Genomic DNA, 16,084 nt, shown 5'->3' on the forward strand with positions numbered 1-16,084 from the left:
CGGTCCGGCGCCGGACCGGCAGCCGGCGGGGTGGACAGCTCGAGCGGCTTGACGGGCGCAGGTCCAGCACCCTCCACCGCAAGGCCACCCCCCACCGCAAGGCCACCCCCCACCGCGGCGCCGCCGCCCGCCAGTCGTCGGGGGTCGAACGCGGCCTCGACCCGGCCCTCGAGCACGGCGTCCGCCAGCACCTCGGCTGACGCGAGGGCCAACCCGATCCCCGCACCCTCGTGCCCGGTGCAGTGGAACAGCCCCTCGACCTGCGCGTCGGGTCCGATGAGGGGGAGGTGGTCCGGCGTGGCCGGCCTGAAGCCCTGGTAGGTCCTGATGATCGCGACGCGGCCCAGGCCGGGGAAGAGCGACACCGCCTCGCGCGCCAGGCGGCCGACGACGTCCCAGGGGACCACCCGGTCCCAGCCGACCACCTCGCGCGACGAGCCGATGAGGACCGTCCCCGACCGGGTCGACTCGATGACCGGCGCGACCTGCACCGCGGCGTCGTCGCTGGCGACCGCCTCGACGTAGCGGCCGTCGTAGACCTTGTGGCGGACCGTGCCGGCGGCCACCGCCTCGGTCACCAGGATCACCCCGCGCCGGGGGACCACGGCGGCCTGCCCGCCGAGCCGCGCGGACAGGGCCCCGGACCAGGGGCCCGCGGCATCGACGACCGCGTCGGCCCCGACCACGCCGCGGGAGGTGCGCACCGCCAGACCGGTGCCGTCGCGGTCCAGGCCGACGACCTCGGTCGACGTGCGGATCTCCACCCCGACCGCGCGGGCCCGGCGGGCGAGCGCGCGAACCCCGTGCATCGGCATCACCTGGGCGTCGCCGGGGAAGTGGAGGCCGCCGACGACCGCGCGGGTCAGGTGCGGCTCGGCGTCGGCGAGGGCGTCGGCGTCGAGCTCGGAGACGGCGATGCCGAGCGCGCGCTGCCGCTCGGCCTGCCCGCGGAGCAGCCGGAGCTGGGTGTCGGTGACGGCGGCGATGATGCCGCCCTTCTCCTCGTACTCGAACGGCTCGGTCGACTCCGCGGCAAGGCGGCGCCAGAGCGCCGCCGAGCGGAGGGCCAGGCGCGCCTCGGCCGGGATCTCCTTGTCGCTGACCAGCACGTTCCCCTCCCCCCGGCTGGACGTGCCCGACCCGACCTGTCCGCGCTCGAGGACCGTGACCGTCGCGCCGCGCCCCGCCAGCTCCACCGCCGCGGCCAGCCCGAGGATCCCGGCGCCGATGACGACGACCTGGGCCACCCCCGTCAGCCCGTCACGAGGAAGCCCTCGGGGTAGGGGTCCCGGGGGTCGAGCAGGTGCTGGGCCAGGGCGGTGATCCACGCCCGGCCGGTGATGGTGGGGATCACCGCGGGGTGGTCCGCGACGGTCGTGGCCTCCACCAGGTGGCCGGTGAACCGCGAGCCGATCACCGAGGTGTGGACGTAGGGGGTGTGCAGGTCGAGCGCCCCGCGGGCGTGCAGCTGGGCCATCCGGGCCGAGGTCCCGGTCCCGCACGGGGAGCGGTCCAGGTACCCGGGGTCGATCACCACCGCGCCGTGGCCAGAGACGTCCCCGCTGCCCGGGGCGGTCACGAGGACGTGGTGGGCGCCGGAGATCGTCGGCTCGACCGGGTGGGTGATCGTCAGCTGGGCGTTCGCCGCCGCCATGACCGCCATCCCGCGGCGGATCAGCACGTCGGCGTGCGCCGGGCCGATCGTGACCCCCAGGGCCTCGGCGGGGACGATGACGTAGAAGTTGCCGCCGTACGCCACGTCGACGGTGACCGCGCCGATCCCCTCGACCTCGAGGGCGGCATCGGCGAGCGCGAGGAACGACGCGACGTTGCGGATCGTGACCGACCGGCACACGCCGTCGACCACCTCGGCGGTCGCGGTGACCAGCCCGGCGGGGGTGTCGAGCCGCACGACGGTCTCGGGCTCGACGACGTCGACGAGCCCCGTCTCGATCGCGGCCGTGACGACCCCGATCGTGCCGTGCCCGCACATCGGCAGGCAGCCCGTCACCTCGATGTAGACGACGCCGAGGTCCGCGTCAGGCCGCGTCGGCGGGGTCAGGATCGCACCCGACATCGCCTGGTGCCCGTGCGGTTCGTACATCAGCAGCCTGCGCCACCCGTCGAGCTCGGTCGCGACGTGGCGGCTGCGCTCCAGCATCGTCGCGCCCGGCAGCGAGCCGAAGCCCGCGGTCACCACCCGCGTCGGCATCCCCTCGGTGTGGGTGTCGACGACGCTGAAGACCTTCGTCGCGCGCACACTCAGGTCCCGCTGCCGGCGGCCAGCGCGCGGCGGGCGTGGGCGCGGACCTCGGCCTCCTCCTCGGCGGGCAGGGCCAGCCGCGGCAGCCGGCACGGCCCGCCGTAGCGGCCGGCCTCCTCCTGGCCGAGCTTGATGGCCTGGACGAACCGGGGGTCGGCGTCCCACCGGAGGATGGGCAGCATCTCGCGGTACAGGTCCAGCGCACCGTCGACGTCGCGGTCGAGCGCCATCCGGTGGAGGGCGACCGACTGGGCCGGGAACGCGTTGACGAACCCGGCGATCCAACCGCGCGCACCGACCAGCACCGATTCGACGAGGACGTCGTCGCAGCCGCAGATCACCTGCAGGTCCGGGGCCAGGTCGGCGATGGCGAGCACGCGGCGCACGTCCTGGCTGAACTCCTTGACGCCGCGGACCGCGGGGACCTCGCGGGCGATGCGGGCGAGCAGCTCGGGGGTCAGGTCGACCCGGGTGGACCAGGGGTTGTTGTAGGCGATGACCGGCACGCCGACCTGGCCCACGTGGGCGTAGTGGGCGACGACCTCGTCAGGCGTGGGCGCGTGGGACGTGGGCGGCAGGCACATGACCGCGGCGACGCCGAGGTCGGCGGCGTGCCGCGTCCAGGCCGCCGCCTCCAGCGCGCCCTTGCCCGCCACGCCGGGGATCACCCGCTCGGCGCCGACGGCGTCGATCGCGGTCCGGACGACGGTCCGCCGCTCGTCGTCGGTCAGCGCCTCGTACTCGCCGAGGGAGCCGTTGACGACGACGCCGTCGCAGCCGGACTCGACCAGCCAGCGGCAGTGGTCGGCGAACGCCGCGGTGTCGAGGGCGAGGTCGGCGTCGAAGGGAACGGTCACGGCGGGCCACACGCCCGTCAGCACATCAGCGGTCACACGGCGCACTGTAGGGAACCCTCCCGCACCCCTACACCGACGATGATCGGAGAAACGTGGACGATCGTGCGACTACCATCGGAGAGGCGGCCAGTCCCCGAGCAGCCGCAGTGCGGCGAAGCCCATCGCGATCGTCGTGCGGTCGCTGCCTCGGCTCGGGTCCAGGCCGTATGCGCCGATCCGCTCGAGCCGGTAGTACAGCGTGGTGCGGTGGATGTGCAGGTCGTCGGCCACCGCCCGCACCGCCCCGCTCAGGTCCAGGTACCGCTCGAGGGTCTCGGCGAAGGTCGGGTTCTCCGCGACGAGGCGGCGGACCCGCGGGTCGACGGCATCAGCCAGGGTCTGGTGGGGCAGCTGGGTGAGGACGCGGTGGACGCCGAGGTCGTCCCACCACGCGACCGGGCCGAGCCCGGTCGGCCGGAGCGCCGCCCGAGCGGACAGGCGGGCGTAGCGGTAGGACTCGTGGGCGTGGTCGGCCAGGCGCACGGCAGGACCGACGCCGAGGGCGAGCGGCGCGTCGCGGCGATGCTGGCGGACGTGGCCGAGCGCCCGGTCGGCCGTGCCCCTGACCTCCTCGAGCGCGTCGGTGCGGACGGAGATGAGCGCGACCCCCTCCCGCGCGGTGACCCCCCTGAGCTGGTGGGCGCTGTCGCCGGCGAACGCCGCGGTCCAGAAGGCACCGCGGACCGCCGCGTCCTCCCAGGCGGGTCCGGTGCACACGGCGACGACGACGGACCGCGGCGGCTCGAAGGTGCCGCGGGTCTCGACGTCGATGAGCCCCTGGACCCTGGTCTCGGGGTCGGAGCTGATCAGCGAGAGGACCGTGTCGCTCTCCCGAGCCCGCACGCGGCTCTCGGCGAGCATCGCGAGCGACAGCTCCTGCTGGGCATCGCGGGCGACCGCCATCGCGGCGTCGTCGACGTCCTCGCTCGGCATCAGCACCCAGGCGAACCCCAGCAGGACGTCGAGGTAGCGGACCGGGATGCACAGCCGGGGCAGCATCTCCGCAGCGGGATCGGCGGGGATCACCACCGGGTCGGTCGCGGCCGCCACGTCGAAGCCGGTGAAGACGTCGAGGATCCGCTGCGCCGTGGCCCGTCGCAGGATCGTCTCCTCGCGGATGCGGTCGGTGAGGTCGTAGTGGGGGCTGTAGGCGACGAGCTGCTGGTTCACATCCTCCAGCACGACCGGGAGGCCGAGCCGGTCGGCCAGGCTGTTCACGATGCTCTCGAGGGAGGGGCTCAGCAACGAACGGGCCTTCGTGTAGGAACGCGAAGAGCGTCAACTTAGACCATGATCGGATGCTCTGGACATCCCTGATCCCTAGGCTGCTCTTCGAGCCGGGGCGGGTGATCGCCCCCCCGTCCCCCGCCCTGGCTCCTCTCTCCCGGTCCGCGCGGCCGGGACCCGCTCGTCAGCATGACGGAACCCTTACGGCGCTGCCCCGGTCGGTACCGTGGGCGCCATCCCCGCCGTTGGTGCGAGCCCACAGCAGATGGAGGCCCTCGTGTTCCGGTTCCTGTCCGGCAGCAAGACCCAGATGGTCGACCGATCCGACGCCCTGCCCGGCCGCGACGCGCCCATGCCGGTGACCGACCGCCACGTGGTGCTCGGCACCCCGCTGCGCGGTCCCTGGCCCGAGGGCATGGCGGTCCTCTACGTCGCGATGGGCTGCTTCTGGGGTGCCGAGCGGATCTTCTGGCAGATCGACGGCGTGCACTCGACCGCGGTCGGCTACATGGGCGGGTGGACGCCCAACCCCACCTACGAGGAGACCTGCACCGCCCAGACCGGCCACACCGAGACCGTCCAGGTGGTCTACGACCCGGAGGTCGTCGACCTCGAGATCCTCATGAAGGCGTTCTGGGAGAACCACGACCCGACCACGCCGAACCGGCAGGGCAACGACATCGGCACGCAGTACCGGTCAGCGATCTACCCGACGACCGCCGAGCAGATGGCCATCGTCCGCGACTCAGCCGAGCGGTACCAGCGGGCGCTGACCGACGCGGGCTACGGCGAGATCTCGACCGAGATCGTCATGGCCGACGAGGCCGGGGACGGGACCTTCTACTACGCCGAGGACCACCACCAGGGGTACCTGCACAAGAACCCGGGCGGCTACTGCAACCACGGCTTCTGCCAGGTCGGCTTCTGACATCGCGCGCCTCGGCGCGACGACGCCGAGGCCCACGGCCACACCGCGGCCCGCGCGCAGCTGCCGACGGAGTAGCGCCTACCCCTCGACCCGCACCACACCGCGCATCGCGGGGTGGATGGTGCAGCGGTACTCGACGGTGCCCGCGTCCTCGAAGGTGTGGCTGAAGGTCCCCTCCGTCACCAGCTCGCTCTCGAAGCCGTCCCCGACGACGTTGTGGTCGTTGCTGCCGACCCAGGTCCAGGTGACCTCGGTGCCCGGGGCGACCTCGACGGCGATCGGCTCGAAGACGTTGTCGTCGACGTCGACGCTCGACGTGGCGACGGGATCGGCCTCGAGCGGGTCGGGCCCGGAGCTGCAGGCCGCGGCCCCGATGACGAGCAGGCCCAGCAGCGCCAGGCGCGGGACGAGCACCCGGGAGGTGGGCTGGGCGGGGGATGTGGGAGCCATGCCGCACAAGGTGCCTGCCACGAGGCCGGACCACCAAGACGGCGCACCCCGAGGATCCCCCTAGGGGCCGGCCCGCACCGTGTCGACGACGACCGGCCGGGGAAGGACTGCGGCCATGTCGTCACCCTCCCAGGTCCGTCCATGTCCGCGATGACGGACGACCCGACCGCCGACCGCCGCACCGACCTCCCCGACAGCCCCTGGGCGGATGACGTCGCCGACGTCGCCGCCCAGCTCGACGTCGACGCCCGGCGCGGCCTGTCAGGTGAGGAGGCGGGTGGTCGCCTGGAGCGGTACGGCCCCAACGAGGTCGCCGAGGAGGAGGGGCGGTCCCGCTGGCGGATCGTCCTCGACCAGTTCCTCAGCCCGATCATCTACATCCTGCTCGCGGCGGGGTTGGCCGCGCTCGTGGCCGGCGAGGTCGTCGAGGCGATCGCCGTCCTCATCGCCGTGGTGATCAACGCCGTGATCGGCTACGTCACCGAGCTGCGGGCCATCCAGTCCGTCGAGTCCCTCAGGGAGCTGGGCCGCACCACCGCCGCGGTCCGCCGTGACGGCAAGGCGCGGCAGGTCGATGCCGCCGAGCTGGTGCCGGGTGACCTGGTGATGCTCGAGGAGGGCGACGTCATGCCGGCGGACCTCCGGCTGATCGACGTCGCGAACCTGCAGGTCGACGAGGCGCCGCTGACCGGCGAGAGCGTCCCGCAGACGAAGCACACCGAGCCGGTGGACGCCGACACGCCGCTGGCCGAGCGCACGCCCATGGCCTACAAGGGCACCCGGGTGACCTCCGGGTCCGGTGCGGGCCTCATCACCGCGACCGGGGCCGCGACGCAGATCGGCGAGGTCGCGAGCCTCGTCGAGGAGTCCAGCGACGACGCCGACACGCCGCTCGAGGAGCGCCTCGACGACCTCGCGAAGGCCCTGATCGTGGCCGTCATCGTCGTCGGCGTCGTGGTGGCCGTCGCCGGCATCGCCGTCGGCCAGGACGTCCAGACGATGATCGAGACGGCCGTCGCCCTCGCCGTCGCCGCCGTCCCCGAGGGGCTGGCGGTGGTCGCGACGCTCAGCCTGGCACGCGGGGTCGTCCGCATGGCCCGGCACAACGCGCTGGTGAAGGAGCTCGCCTCGGTCGAGACCCTCGGGTCGGCCAGCGTGATCTTCACCGACAAGACCGGCACGCTGACCGAGGGCCGCATGCGGGCCGAGCACCTGCTGCTGCCCGACGACCGCGAGGTCGACATCGCCGCGCTCGGCGAGGGCCAGGAGCCGGAGGGGGCGGCGCTCGCCGCCCTCCTCGTCGGCGCGCTGTGCGGCAACGCCACGGTCGGCGAGGACGGGCCCGAGGGGGACGTGGGCGACCCGATGGAGGTCGCGCTGCAGCGCGGGGCGGTCGCCGCGGGCCTCGGGCACCGGGGCGACCTCACCGATGTGGCACCGGAGGAGCGGGAGGTCGCCTTCGACCGGGAGACGAAGATGATGGCGACCTACCACCGCATCCCCGACGACCCGCCGGCCGGGTTCCCCCCGGGTCAGCTGCTGGTGGCGGTCAAGGGGGCACCCGGCGCGGTGCTCGACGCCTGCACGACCGTGGCGGGCCAGACCCTCGACGACGAGCGGCGCGAGGCGTGGCGCGAGAGCCAGGGCCGGCTCGCCGCGCAGGGGGTCCGCGTCCTGGGGCTCGCGCGCAAGGTCGTCGACTCGGTCGACGCCGAACCCTACGCCGACCTCGAGCTCCTCGGCATGGTCGGCCTCATGGACCCGCCCCGCGCGGCGACCGCCGACGCGATCGCGAGCTGCCAGCGGGCGGGCGTCGAGGTGGTCATGGTGACCGGCGACCAGCCTGCGACCGCCGAGGCGATCGCCCGCGACATCGGCCTGCTCGACGCCGACGCGCCGTCCGACGGGTCCGCCGTGCTGCGCGGGCGCGACATCCCGCCGGTCGAGGAGTGGGACGACGACCTCCGCGAACGGCTCGCCGGGACGCGCGTGTTCGCCCGGCTCGACCCGAAGCAGAAGCTGGACCTGATCGCCCTGGCCCGCGAGCGCGGCGCGGTGGTCGGGATGACCGGCGACGGGGTCAACGACGCCCCCGCGCTGAAGCGCGCCGACATCGGCATCGCGATGGGTGAGAAGGGCACGCAGGTGGCCCGGGATGCCGCCGACATCGTGTTGCAGGACGATGCCTTCGAGACGATCGTCACGGCCATCCGCGAGGGTCGGACGATCTTCGAGAACATCCGGCGCTTCGTGGTCTACCTCCTCAGCGGCAACCTCGGCGAGATCCTGGCCGTGACCGCGGCGGCGGTGTCCGGCGCGGCCCTCCCGCTCCTGCCCCTCCAGATCCTGTACATCAACCTCGTCTCCGACGTCTTCCCCGCGGCCGCCCTCGGCGTCCTCCCCGGAGACGAGCAGGCCCTCGACCGTCCGCCTCGCGACCCGCGCCAACCGATCCTGGGTCGCTCCGGGTGGACCCAGACCGTGGTGTGGGCGGTGCTCATCGGTGGCATGACCCTCGGCGTGTTCGCGTGGGCGCTCGGCCCCGCCGGGCTCGAGGAGGAGCAGGCCGTGACCGTGTCGTTCCTCGCGTTCGTCATCGCGCGGCTGCTGCACGTGTTCAACATGCGCGACGCCGACGAGTCGCTGTGGCACCACCCGGTGCTCCGCAGCGGCGCGGTGTGGTCGGCGCTCGGCGCCTCCTTCGGGCTGGTCCTGCTGGCCCTCGCCGTCCCGCCGTTGACCGACGTGCTCGGGCTCGTGGTGCCCACCGCGCAGATGTGGCTGCTGGCCGGGATCGGCGGCGGCGCCGTGCTGGTGCTGGGCCAGGTCGGGCTGTGGGCGCTGGGCCGCGTCAGGAGCCGCTGACCGCGTCGTCGCGCATCCAGCGGTCCAGCAGGGGCGGGCGCTGCTCGAGGAGCTTCAGCAGGGCCCGCTCCCGCCGGTCGTAGCGGGTCGAGGCGCGGGAGGCCCGCCAGACGTCGGCGACCTCCTCGGCCGGGGCCCCGCCGACGTCGGGGTGGACGTAGCTCGACCGGGCGACGGCGCGGGTGTTGCCCAGCGCCGCGGCGGCGGCGTCGACGGCGGCGACCTCGTCCGCGCCGTCGGTCCGCGCCTGCAGGGCGACGGCGGATCCGCCCCAGGTGCGGAAGTCCTTGCACGTCAGGGCGCCTCCGCTCAGCTCGGCCAGCAGCTCGTTCGCGTCGACGGCGCTCAGCCGGTGGGTGCGGTCGCCGTCCCGGATCTCGAAGACCTGCTCGCTCGCGACCTCGAGGTGCGCGAGGACGTCGGCCAGCAGCGGGTCGTCCACCTCGACGTGCCGCTCGACCCCTGACTTGCCGGGGTAGAGCAGGGTGATGTGGTCGCCGTCGACGGCGACGTGCTCGGCGCGGAGCGTGGACACGCCGAAGTGCCCGAACTCCCGGGCGGAGCGGATCCCGCCGATCCGCGCCGTGCCGGCGTCCACCAGGCGGACCATCGCCGCGGTCGCGCGGCGGACCGGATCGAGCTCGTCGCCGAGGACGCCGTCGAGCTCCCGCCGCACGTCGGCCAGGCGCTCGCCGATGCCGAGCAGCCGGTCGAAGTTGGCCAGACGCCGGCCCTCGGTCCAGCGGTCGTGGTAGCGGTACTGCCGCCGCTCGGCGTCGTCGATCCCGGTCGCCTGCAGGTGGCCGTCGTCATCGGGGCAGATCCACACCTCCCGCCAGGCCGGGGGGACGGCGAGGCGGACGCAGCGGTCCCGCGCCTGCCCGCTCAGCAGCCTGCCGTCAGGCCCGTGGAAGCTGAACCCCCGACCCCGCCGGACCCGGGTGATGCCCGGATCGGTGTCTGCCACGTAGCGGAGCTGCAGCTGCGCGGAGAACCGCTGGGGGTCGAGGAGGTCCACCGCTGCCCGTCCGGTCGGCTCAGTCGACGGTGAGCTGCAGGCTCAGCTGGACGGTCTCGGAGTCAGCGCCGTCGTAGTCCGCCGCGGTCACCAGGAGGGTCTGGCCGTCACGGGTCCAGGTGCTCTGGGCCAGCTCGGCGGGCTCGGTCCCCTGGACGCTGGTGGCGTCGGCCTCTCCCGGCTCCCAGCCCTGCTCGGGCAGCACCTCGTCGAAGTGGTCGAGGACGACGGGCGGGCTCGAGCTGGTCACGCTCCAGGTCTGGACGGTCACGCCGTCCTCGGTGCTGGGGTCGCTCAGGGGGTCGGCGTTCGTCGGCAGCGGGATCTCGGCGAAGCTGCCCGGCACCGGCGTCCCGAGACCGACCCCGGGCTCGACGTCGGCCCCACCGGTGACCGGCTCGGTCTCCGCCACCGCCGTCTCCTCTGCCAGGTCGGGGTTCGCGCCGGACTCGTCATCGGCGGCGCAGCCGGCGACGGACAGCGCGAGCACGGCGATGAGCGCCAGGGCGAGGCGGGCGGGGGATCGGGTGGGTGTCGTCATGGATGAGAGGTGGAGGGGTCGGGGACGGTCCGCTCCCTCCCTACCCGGGGATCGGCACCAGAACCGCCGCGGCGCTCCGAGCCGAGCGCGAAGACGGCCGCCCCGGTTGCGGAGCGGCCGTCGTGGTCGGGTCGTGCGTCGAGGTCTGCGGGCGGTCAGCTGAGCGCGCGGACCAGCTCGTCCTTCGACATCGAGGAACGTCCCTCGACGTCACGAGCGGTCGCGAGCTCGTACAGCTCGGCCTTCGTGTGCTCGCTGAGCGGCTTCTTGGTCCGGGCCTCACCGACCTTGCCGGCCTCGCGCCCGATCTCCTCGCCGGCGGACCCGGCGGCGCCGGCCACGCTGGCGGCGGCCTTGGTCGTCATCGTGCCCGCGGCCTTCACGCGGCTCACCGCCGTGCCCGCGGAGTTGCGGATCGTGGTGATCGCGCCGCGGATGCCGGACCGGGCCTGGTCGACGTCGGTCTGGGCGCCTCGCACGTCGGGGTCGATCGAGAGCCGTGCCAGGAGCATCCGGCCGCGCTCGGCGAGCTGCTCGTAGCTGCTGCCCGCCTCGTTCACGCGCTGCTGCGCCTGGACGCCGATCTGGCCCAGCGCCTCGTCGATGGAGGCGCGGAAGCGGTCGGCGGCGTCGTTGAGGCGCTGGACGACCTCCTCGGGCAGCTCGTCGCCGTGCTCGGTCAGCCGGCGCGCCCGCTCGAGGATCGCGTCCCCGGCGCCGAGCAGCGCGTAGGCGAGGTCGGAGATGGACGTCCCGCGTGTGGTCGTGGTGGCCACTGTGCATCACTCCATGGGTCTGTCGGGTGCCTGTGGTGCGTCACCCACAGACCTTCCCGTTACCCGCGGTATCACACCTGTCCGACCGTGCACCAGCGGAGGGGCAACCGCTACAGCCGGCGGCCGGCCGAGCCGAGGGTCCGGCAGGCCTCGACGACGCGGGCCGCCATGCCCGCCTCCGCCGCGGCACCCCACGTCCGCGGGTCGTAGGCCTTCTTGTTGCCGACCTCCCCGTCGATGCGGAGGACCTCGTCGTAGCGCTTGAGCACGTGGTCGACCACCGGCCGGGTGAAGGCGTACTGGGTGTCGGTGTCCACGTTCATCTTGACCACGCCGTGGCCGATCGCCGCCTCGATGTCGGCGGCGTCCGAACCCGACCCGCCGTGGAAGACGAGGTCGAAGGGGCGCGAGCCCGACTCGAGCCCGAGCGCCTCCGCGGCCACCCGTTGGCCGTCGCCGAGGATCTCAGGGCGCAGCTTGACGTTGCCGGGCTTGTAGACCCCGTGGACGTTGCCGAACGTGGCGGCGAGCAGGTACCGGCCGTGCTCACCGGACCCGAGCGCGTCGAGGGTCGCCAGGTAGTCCTCCGGGGTGGAGTACAGCTTCTCGTTGATCTCCGCCTCGACCCCGTCCTCCTCGCCGCCGACGACGCCGACCTCGATCTCGAGGATCACGTTGGCCGCTGCGCAGGCCTCGAGCAGCCCGCGGGCGACGGTGAGGTTCTCCTCGAGCGGGACCGCCGAGCCGTCCCACATGTGGGACTGGAAGAGGGGCTCCTGGCCGTTCGCGACCCGCTCGGCGCTGATCGCGAGGAGCGGCTTGAGGAACGCCTCCAGGTGGTTCGGGGGGCAGTGGTCGGTGTGGAGCGCGACCGTCACGGGGTACTGGGCAGCCACCTCGCGGGCGAAGGCCGCGAACGCCACGCCGCCGACCGCCATGTCCTTCTTCGTGGGACCCGACCAGTAGGCGGACCCGCCGGTGGAGATCTGCACGATCCCGTCGCTCTCGGCCTCGGCGAAGCCGGCCAGCGCCGCGTTCAGCGTCTGTGACGACGTCACGTTGACCGCGGGGAAGGCGTAGCCGCCGGCCTTGGCGGCGTCGAGCATCGCGGCGTAGGTCTCGGGGGTGGCGACGGGCACGGGTCCTCCTCGGGTGGGGCGGGGCGGCTCCGGATCCTAGCCCCACCGGACCTGCAGCCATCTCCGCGGTCGTGCCGTACCGTTGGGCACACCGGTCGGACGACAAGGACAGCGCAGTGGTCGACATCCGTGATGCCCTCTCCTACGACGACGTGCTGCTGCTGCCGGGCGCGTCGTCCGTGCTCCCGCGGGACACCGTGATCAGCACCGAGCTGGCACCGGGCCTCAGCCTGCGCACGCCGGTCCTGTCCGCCGCGATGGACCGGGTGACCGAGGCGTCGATGGCGATCGCGATGGCCCGCCAGGGCGGCCTCGGGGTGATCCACAAGAACTGCAGCGTCGAGGACCAGGCCGCGATGGTCGAGTCGGTCAAGCGCTCGGAGTCGGGGTTCATCTCCGACCCGGTCACGCTGACCGCCGACGACCCGGTGCAGCGCTCCTTCGACCTGATGGCCCGCTACCGCGTGTCCGGGTTCCCGGTCGTCGACGGCCAGCGCAAGCTCGTCGGCATCGTCACCAACCGGGACCTCCGCAACGGGGCGGACCCCGACCGGCCGGTGCGGGACTACATGACCTCCACCGGGCTGGCCACGGCCGCGCCGGGGACGACGCTCGAGCAGGCTCGCGACGCGATGCAGGCCGCCCGGGTCGAGAAGCTCCCGATCGTCGACGCCGACGGCCGGCTGACCGGGATGTTCACGTTCAAGGACATCGAGAAGGTCCGGCGGTACCCGCACTCCGCCAAGGACGCCTCGGGCCGGCTGCTGGTCGCCGCGGCGATCGGCGCCTCCCACGACGGGGACGAGCGCGCCGAGGCGCTGGTCCGCGCCGGCGTCGACCTGCTGGCGATCGACTCCGCCCACGGGCACTCCGCCGGCATCCTCGAGTTCGCGGGCAAGATCAAGGACCGCTTCCCCGACACCCCGCTGATGGTCGGCAACGTCGCCACGGCGGACGGTGCGCGGGCGTGCGCCGACCACGGCGCCGACGTCGTAAAGGTGGGTGTGGGGCCGGGGTCGATCTGCACCACCCGGATCGTGACCGGCGTCGGGGTGCCCCAGTTCACCGCGGTGGTGGACGCCGCGGAGGCGGCGGCCGACGCCGGCGTGACCGCGATCGCCGACGGCGGGATCCGCTACTCCGGGGACATCGTCAAGGCCCTGGCCGCGGGCGCCGCCGCCGTGATGGTCGGCAACCTGCTGGCCGGGACCGACGAGAGCCCCGGCGAGCTCGTCCTGGTCGGCGGGCGGCGGTACAAGGAGTACCGCGGGATGGGCTCGACCGACGCGATGCGCGCCGGCTCGGCCGACCGGTACTTCCAGGGCTCCACGCCGGGCGCGGCCGACGAGGGGCCGACCAAGCTGGTGCCCGAGGGCGTCTCCGGGCTGCTGCCCTACCGCGGCTCGGTCGGCGAGGTCGTCGAGCAGCTCGCCGGCGGCCTGCGCTCCGGCATGGGCTACGTCGGCGCGGCCAACCTCGGCGAGCTGGTCAGCCGCGCCCGGTTCGTGAAGCAGTCCGCAGCGGGGGCGCGGGAGTCCCACGTCCACGACATGGACGTCGTCCACGAGGCCCCGAACTACCAGGTGCCGGGCAAGGGCTGAGCGAGGGGCCGCCCGCACCTGGACCCCTCCCCCTAGCCCACAAATCGACTCCGGAGTCCCACCGATCGCCTCCGTGCGGGACCCCTCGACGGCGCTGACCTGCGGGTTCTCCCACAGATGTGCGCGACCACGGTCCTCGGGTGGCCGGAGCGGAGTCGATTTGTGGGTTGTGGGTTCCTACGGCGTCCACCTGACGACGGCGCGTCGCACGTGCGACGGCCCGGGCGCGTGGTGCGCCCGGGCCGCGGTCGTGGTCCGCCTCGCCTACCCGGCTGCCTGGATGGCTGCCAGCTGGGACGGGGCGACCAGGTCGCCACCACCGAAGGTGATGACCTGGCTGGTGCCGACCACGCCGGCGGCGTCGAGCACCGCCTGGGTCGGGGCGGCCGGCGGGTTCTCCACCCCGAGCTGGGGCGCGCCGACGGCCGCTGAGACCACCGCCGCGCTCAGGGCCGTCTGCCAGCCCTGCTCGTGGCGGACGTTGACCACGACGACCCCGCCGCCGGCCAGGCCCTCGGCCTGCCACAGCTCGGTGGCGATCGCCGCGGAGGTCGCGGTCCGGTCGTCGCCGGCCACACGGCCGACGGTGTCGACTCCCAGCTGGCCCGCGACCGCGCCGGACACCGCCGCCTCGCCGCCGAGGATGACGGCCTCGACGACCTCTGGGTGGCTCTGGAGGAACCCGGAGGTCTGGGCGGCGAGGGTCGTCGAGGGGGTGAGCAGGATCGGCACACCGGCGCGGGCGGCGTACGCCCCGCCGGTGATGGCGTCGGCGAACGCGTCACCGCGGGCGATGAGCACCCGGTCCTGGCCGGGGTTCTCCGCGAGGACCGTCGCCGCGATCTGCGCGGCGGTGTCCTCGCGCCCGGTGCCGGCGTAGCGGCAGGACGAGGGGAGCGGCGCGGTGCAGGCGCGGTCGCCGGCGGCAGCGCGAGCCTGACCGGCGGCCTGCTCGGTGACCGCGGCCTCGCCGCCGAGGGTCAGGACGACGCCGTCCCCGCCGGTGACGCGCTGGATCTCCGCGGCCACGTCGGGGTCGAGCGGGCCGTTCGAGGGGGTCAACAGGATGGGCCCGCGGACACCTGCGAGGGCCGCACCGGCCAACGCGTCGGGGAAGCGGTCGGCGGTCGCCAGGACCACGCGGTCGGCCTGCCCGTCCTCGAACAGCGACTGCGAGGTCGCGATGGCCTGCCCCACCGGGTCGCTCACGCCGCCGCCGTCGACCCGGAACGTGCCCTCGGGGTTCTGGCCGGGCTGACCGGGGCCGCCGGGCTCACCGGGCTCGCCCGGGTCGACCGGGTCGCCGCCGCTGGGGTCGTAGGTCGCCGCACCCCAGTGCGGGGACTGGGCACCCTCGGCCAGCGTGATCTCGGCGCCGCCGCTGCAGGGGCTGACGCTGAAGTCGAGCTGGACCTTGACGTCGGCCTGGTCGAGATCCTCCTCCTCGCCGCGCTCGCTGTACACGAACGCGGTGGCGTCGGGGCTGAAGGAGACGGCGTCGAAGCGGACGGCCTCCTCGGCGTTCGTGAGGAAGCAGTCCGTGACCGGCGTCGGCTGCGCCGGCGGCGGGCCGTTGAGGACGTGGAACCTGATCAGCGGCGCGCAGCTGAGGTTGAAGTCGTCGTCGACCGCGTCGTAGTCGCAGCCGGCGGTCGCCAGCAAGCTGCCGTCTCGGCTGATGTCCAGGTCGGCGGTGTCGATGATGCCCTCGTCGAACCAGTCGGTGGTCTCGTCGGCGCCGAGGCCGAAGGTGTCGACGCCGCGGGTCACGGCCAGGGGCTGCCCGGGCCAGAACGTGACCACGTTGGACTGGACGACCCCGCCCAGGGACTCCGGCGTGCGTCCGTCGGCGTAGACGATGTTGTGGGTGCGGCAGGTGTCGAAGTCGCCGTTCGGTCGGGAGCACAGCTGGATCGACCCGTAGACGACGTACTCACCGTCCTCTGTGACGTCCAGCTCGTGGATGCCGGACGCGAACAGGATCGAGGGGGTGAAGGCGCTCAGCTCCTGACCTGCCTGGGTCATCCGCACGATCTCGGTGCCGTCCCGGACCGCGACGACGATGCCATCGTCGGTGATGGCTGGCTCGCCCCAGTTCCCGCCGCCAGCGACGACGTGCGACTGCGACCCGTCCGGGGTCGAAGCGATCACGTCGCCGTCCTGGATGTAGACGATGGTGCCGGGTGGACCCGACTGGGCAGTCGCCGGCGCTGCGGGCACCAGCAGGCCGAGCAGCAGAACGGCGGACATGGCTGTCCGGGAGATGGCCCTCCGGATTGACGTCATGGCGTTGGTTACCTCGTGGTCCGGTCGGGTCGACGACCCGAGCTCGCGAGAGGACCCTACGGTCGGTGGCTCGACGCACCCCAATCGCCGTCGG

At 73.7% G+C, this 16,084-nt stretch carries 13 protein-coding genes; 3 read left to right on the plus strand and 10 right to left on the minus strand.

Translation table 11 applies throughout. The features are described from left to right. The 4 genes from ACEQ2X_RS04530 to ACEQ2X_RS04545 all read right to left on the minus strand — a co-directional run. On the minus strand, positions 1-1,247 hold a 1,247-nt coding region (locus tag ACEQ2X_RS04530; RefSeq protein WP_370324587.1), incomplete at its 3' end, for an NAD(P)/FAD-dependent oxidoreductase. Between the two features lie 5 nt (positions 1,248-1,252). Next, complete coding sequence (locus ACEQ2X_RS04535) at positions 1,253-2,260, minus strand: proline racemase family protein (RefSeq protein ID WP_370324588.1); 1,008 nt, start codon at positions 2,258-2,260, stop codon at positions 1,253-1,255. 2 nt (positions 2,261-2,262) lie between these two features. Continuing rightward, positions 2,263-3,156, minus strand: coding sequence for a dihydrodipicolinate synthase family protein (locus ACEQ2X_RS04540; RefSeq protein ID WP_370324589.1), 894 nt, complete (start codon positions 3,154-3,156; stop codon positions 2,263-2,265). A 72-nt stretch (positions 3,157-3,228) separates the two neighbouring features. Further along, positions 3,229-4,404: a PucR family transcriptional regulator gene (locus tag ACEQ2X_RS04545; RefSeq protein WP_370324590.1), complete on the minus strand. Its 1,176-nt coding sequence runs from the start codon at positions 4,402-4,404 to the stop codon at positions 3,229-3,231. Positions 4,405-4,651: 247 nt separating this feature from the next. On the opposite strand from ACEQ2X_RS04545, the gene msrA reads away from it, so the two are divergent. Beyond that, positions 4,652-5,314: a peptide-methionine (S)-S-oxide reductase MsrA gene (gene msrA, locus ACEQ2X_RS04550; protein ID WP_370324591.1), complete on the plus strand. Its 663-nt coding sequence runs from the start codon at positions 4,652-4,654 to the stop codon at positions 5,312-5,314. A 78-nt stretch (positions 5,315-5,392) separates the two neighbouring features. Here the strand turns inward: msrA and ACEQ2X_RS04555 are convergent, their stop codons facing one another. Then, a complete protein-coding gene (locus tag ACEQ2X_RS04555) occupies positions 5,393-5,764 on the minus strand; it encodes a plastocyanin/azurin family copper-binding protein (protein WP_370324592.1) in 372 nt (123 codons plus the stop codon). A gap of 141 nt (positions 5,765-5,905) precedes the next feature. On the opposite strand from ACEQ2X_RS04555, the gene ACEQ2X_RS04560 reads away from it, so the two are divergent. Beyond that, positions 5,906-8,629, plus strand: coding sequence for a cation-translocating P-type ATPase (locus ACEQ2X_RS04560; protein ID WP_370324593.1), 2,724 nt, complete (start codon positions 5,906-5,908; stop codon positions 8,627-8,629). On the opposite strand, the gene ACEQ2X_RS04565 is transcribed toward ACEQ2X_RS04560, so the two are convergent. The 4 genes from ACEQ2X_RS04565 to fbaA form a co-directional block, all read right to left on the minus strand. Further along, a complete protein-coding gene (locus ACEQ2X_RS04565) occupies positions 8,616-9,647 on the minus strand; it encodes a DNA topoisomerase IB (RefSeq protein WP_370324594.1) in 1,032 nt (343 codons plus the stop codon). The two genes, ACEQ2X_RS04560 and ACEQ2X_RS04565, sit on opposite strands and share 14 nt — an antisense overlap. A 19-nt stretch (positions 9,648-9,666) precedes the next feature. After that, positions 9,667-10,188 (minus strand): hypothetical protein, encoded by a 522-nt coding sequence (locus ACEQ2X_RS04570; protein ID WP_370324595.1) that lies wholly within the window; start codon positions 10,186-10,188, stop codon positions 9,667-9,669. Positions 10,189-10,343: 155 nt separating this feature from the next. Further along, positions 10,344-10,964, minus strand: coding sequence for a hypothetical protein (locus ACEQ2X_RS04575; protein WP_370324596.1), 621 nt, complete (start codon positions 10,962-10,964; stop codon positions 10,344-10,346). Positions 10,965-11,074: 110 nt separating this feature from the next. Beyond that, positions 11,075-12,103 carry a class II fructose-bisphosphate aldolase gene (gene fbaA / locus ACEQ2X_RS04580; RefSeq protein ID WP_370324597.1) on the minus strand — a complete coding sequence of 343 codons (1,029 nt, stop codon included), beginning with the start codon at positions 12,101-12,103 and terminating at the stop codon, positions 11,075-11,077. A 116-nt stretch (positions 12,104-12,219) separates the two neighbouring features. Here fbaA and guaB point away from each other — a divergent pair, with 116 nt between their 5' ends. Further along, entirely contained in the window at positions 12,220-13,704 is a 1,485-nt protein-coding gene (guaB, locus tag ACEQ2X_RS04585) for an IMP dehydrogenase (RefSeq protein WP_370324598.1), read from the plus strand. A 264-nt stretch (positions 13,705-13,968) separates the two neighbouring features. On the opposite strand, the gene ACEQ2X_RS04590 is transcribed toward guaB, so the two are convergent. Continuing rightward, positions 13,969-15,954: a cell wall-binding repeat-containing protein gene (locus tag ACEQ2X_RS04590; protein ID WP_370324599.1), complete on the minus strand. Its 1,986-nt coding sequence runs from the start codon at positions 15,952-15,954 to the stop codon at positions 13,969-13,971. Positions 15,955-16,084 lie beyond the last annotated feature (130 nt).

The sequence above is a fragment of the Euzebya sp. genome (assembly GCF_964222135.1).
Classification (GTDB): domain Bacteria; phylum Actinomycetota; class Nitriliruptoria; order Euzebyales; family Euzebyaceae; genus Euzebya.